Source organism: Neisseria sp. Marseille-Q1983 (genome assembly GCF_018224585.1).
Taxonomy (GTDB): Bacteria; Pseudomonadota; Gammaproteobacteria; order Burkholderiales; family Neisseriaceae; genus Neisseria; species Neisseria polysaccharea.
This window is the reverse complement of the sequence record NZ_JAGTUI010000080.1, coordinates 1-3,483: the sequence shown is the minus strand read 5'-3', so window position 1 is coordinate 3,483 and position 3,483 is coordinate 1. Positions and strand designations below refer to the sequence as shown.

Below are 3,483 nucleotides of genomic sequence, written 5' to 3'. Positions count from 1 at the left end.
TTTTGGGGAATTTTGCAAAGGTCTCAGGTCGCCAACTCAATCAATAGAGTGATTTACCAGTTTTCCAATCTTCCCAGTATATCTCCTACCGAATACGATTCTTCTAATTTCTCGGTTTTAAACACCATAAGATGAAGTGATTTTCAGGGTGAAAGTCGACCGGCCATCTCTGACAGCCGGTTCAAACCCGGCAGCTACCGGAATGTAAACGGTAGACCTTCTTCATTTTCATCCGGGATAAAATGCCACTTCTGCGCCAACCATTCATTCTCACGCAATACATCCGAGTATTTAACAAGAACCTGTTCTTTAGCTTGAACGATTGTATCTATCATAAAGGATGCATCTTCTCTTCCCAAATCGCAATATTTCTCAGCAAAATCCAATAATATATTCTTGGAAGGATATGTTTTCTTACCGTGGTTAGTCAGGTTTAATGCCAGCGTATCGTCATAAGCATCAAAAATTCCTTGTGTTCCAACCCTGTATATTGATGTATCCAATACATCATAGGCAGGTGCAAGACGTACATCGTATTCGTCATGATAGAGTACTGAAAAATTTTTGAGGTGTGCATCGCCGTTTTTCAATATGCAACTGGCGGCAAGTTGGTTAAAGAAATGGATTAAATCTTCATCGGGTCTGCCGGATATCTGTCGGATAATCTGTGCAATAGCCGCATAACTGCCTTTATACTTATCTTCTGCTGAATACTGACGCAGACTGGTAAAGTCTTCCATGCCTAAGAAATACCCCTGTTCACTGACATCAAACCGACGTACCAATAAGACTGATGAATCTTTCGACAGGCTGGTCTGTGCAACGGCAATGCCGGCTTGTTTGATGGTCTGCATGCATAAAAATTCATTGGCAGCCAAGCAAGGATATTCGGATGCATCAAAACCTTTGGCAATATATGAGGCAGTTTGCTTGGTATTTCTGCTGATGGCATCTAAGGACATCTTCTGCTGTATCCCGGATACACTGACGAAACGGCCGTGATGAAAGATTTCTTCCATGTATTGCTGAAAAACCTGTCGGGCATTTATGCCAAGCAAATCCCGTTCAGTCAATATTCTTGGATTTTCCATCTCCAACCTGTCAATCCATTCATTAAAAAGCGGGTCATTACAGCGCACATGTATCCGACCCAAAGCCTCTCTGCCCAGAATTGCCAAGCGCAGCATCTCATTGTCTTCAAAAGGCGCATCATGAAAAGCATATTTGCTTGTGATGTGTGCAGCCAAAAAGCCTTCCGGAAAATACTGTGCAAAGATATGCGGCATGTTGTTGCTGATATATACCTTGCTTCTGTCTTGATAATGCAGGCCCAGCAACGAAGAATTGGGATTGTCGTATGTGAACCGATACATGGCCCCCTTTTCCAAAGTACCAATTCTTTCATCGTTTGCCCAAACATCCAAATAGGTGATTCTGGGTTTACGCATACGATTTCCGGATACGGTGAGGATAGACTTCATCATGAAAATTTCTTTCAAACGGGAACATCGGGACGTTTAGACACATCTGCTGATTTAATTGTATATGGCGTATTGCGGATGAAATTCAGTAATACCGCTTCTCGTGCCTTTTATCTCGTTCGGTTAGCATTACATTATTGGGTTTTTGCGTTTCCATAGCTGTAAATTCACCCATTCTTTGGGATTTAAATGTGGTTCAATTTGATTGAGTAAATCATAAACTGATTGTTTATCTTCGCTACTCGGGAACCAGTCATCTAACATTACTTCGCCAATTGATCCTGTCTGTAATACGGCAGTATAGAGATAATCTACGCAAGCACGCGGGTGATCTGCCAGCCAAACAGGACTGTTTTCAGGATAATAGCCCATCTCATTGAAGCGGTTTGTTCCATCAATCACACCAACGTTACCAAGCAAATGTAACGTGCTACGTGTTTGATCTTTGCCATAAATATAGAAATCTTGGGGGTAAGCATCATCATTAAGGGCTGCTGCACTGTGCCAGTCGCCTGTACCGTTAGGACTATGCACGTTTAAGGCTACAATACTGCTAACATAGCGATTAGGTTCCGTTGGGGGTATATGTAACATAAAGATTCCTTAAAATTTAGCAGAGCAAAAGTGGTTTCCACGTTTTAGGACATATTTTACAGGATAGTCACCCCAATAATGTAAGGCTGTGTTTTAGTAATCTTTTGATTTCAATCACTTGCAAGGGAAAAGACAAATTATTTTCCGGTTAGGAATAAACCTATCCTGTTGAATACCTTAAAGCCAAACACGCCTATCAACATCATATTAAAACACAGCCAATAATTAAAAGTATCGAATTTTCTAACCCTGCTTGCTCGGAAAGCAAACTTGCTACAATCTGCTGCAAAGATCATTTGTAGAGCAAAAAGCAAGCAGTCCGCAGCTTCTTTTTGAAGGTGCGGACTGTATTGATTTTGACTCGGTTAAAGCTGTATTTTAGGCTAGCAAACTATTTTTTTTCTAACCTTTCCATTGACATCCTCCCCCGCCTAAAGGCGGGGGATTCCTACTGTGGTTAGCGATGTTTTGCTGACTCACTTCGGTGGGTTCGTGCTGCTGACAACCTGACTGCATTGTTCACTTCACACGCGCTGCGGACATGTCCTGCCCTGATTTTTTAGTTTCAGGCTGCTTGAATGGCTTGCCCGCGTTTTAACACATTGATTGCACCGACCGCATCCGCATTTTCCGTATAGCCGCATTCTACGCATTCAAATACAGCCTGCGTTTGACGGTTGTCTTTCGCGGTATGTCCGCAACAAGGACAGGTTCGGCTGGTATTTTGCGGCGGTACGGCAACCAGATGTCCGCCATTCCAAGCCAACTTATACGCCAACTGCCGTCTGAACTCAAACCAAGACTGATCCAGTATCATCCGGTTCAAACCTGATTTCTGTTTCACATTCTTGCCGTGCTGTTCAACATCTCCTTTGGCGGATTTGGACATGTTTGTTACCTGCAAATCTTCAACATACACAATCGCGTGGCTTTGGCTGATTTGGCTGCTGATTTGATGCAAGTAGTTTTTACGGATATTGCTGATTTTGTGGTGCAATTTAGCAATTTTGGCTTTCAGTTTTTGCCAATTTTTGCTGAATTTTGTTTTATGCTTAAACTGTTTTTGCAGTTTGACCAATTTGCCTTTAAGGTTTTTGAATGCGTTAATCGGTTCAAAATGTTCGCCGTTGGATAGCGTAGCGAAGCGCACGATGCCCATATCGATACCGATTTCCCCGCCTTTGGGTTGCGGTGTTTTTTGTTCAAATTCTGTTTGAACGGAGATATACCACTTACCGCATTTTTGGCGGACGGTTACATTTTTCAGGCTACCTGAAACATTTCGGCTATTGCGATAACGTACCCAACCGATCTTTGGCAAATAGATGCGGTTATTTTGTTGTTCCAATTTGCAGCCTTGCGGAAATCTGAAACTGTCTTTTTCGCCCTTGCGTTTGAATTTTGGAAA

Annotated in this window: 3 protein-coding genes; all 3 read right to left on the bottom strand. The window is 42.4% G+C overall.

Annotated features, from left to right (window positions below; translation table 11 throughout):
* Positions 1-194: 194 nt before the first annotated feature.
* Positions 195-1,484 (bottom strand): type II toxin-antitoxin system HipA family toxin, encoded by a 1,290-nt coding sequence (locus tag KEM39_RS10985; protein ID WP_211710037.1) that lies wholly within the window; start codon positions 1,482-1,484, stop codon positions 195-197.
* 126 nt (positions 1,485-1,610) lie between these two features.
* Entirely contained in the window at positions 1,611-2,075 is a 465-nt protein-coding gene (locus KEM39_RS10980) for a hypothetical protein (protein ID WP_211710036.1), read from the bottom strand.
* Positions 2,076-2,640: 565 nt separating this feature from the next.
* Positions 2,641-3,483, bottom strand: an 843-nt coding sequence (locus tag KEM39_RS10975) for an RNA-guided endonuclease TnpB family protein (RefSeq protein ID WP_211710035.1), incomplete at its 5' end; no start/stop codon positions are given.

Coding starts and splice junctions, on each gene's coding strand:
- KEM39_RS10985 (WP_211710037.1), bottom strand. CDS start 1,484: ATGATGAAGTCTATCCTCACCGTATCCGGAAATCGTATGCGTAAACCC.
- KEM39_RS10980 (WP_211710036.1), bottom strand. CDS start 2,075: ATGTTACATATACCCCCAACGGAACCTAATCGCTATGTTAGCAGTATT.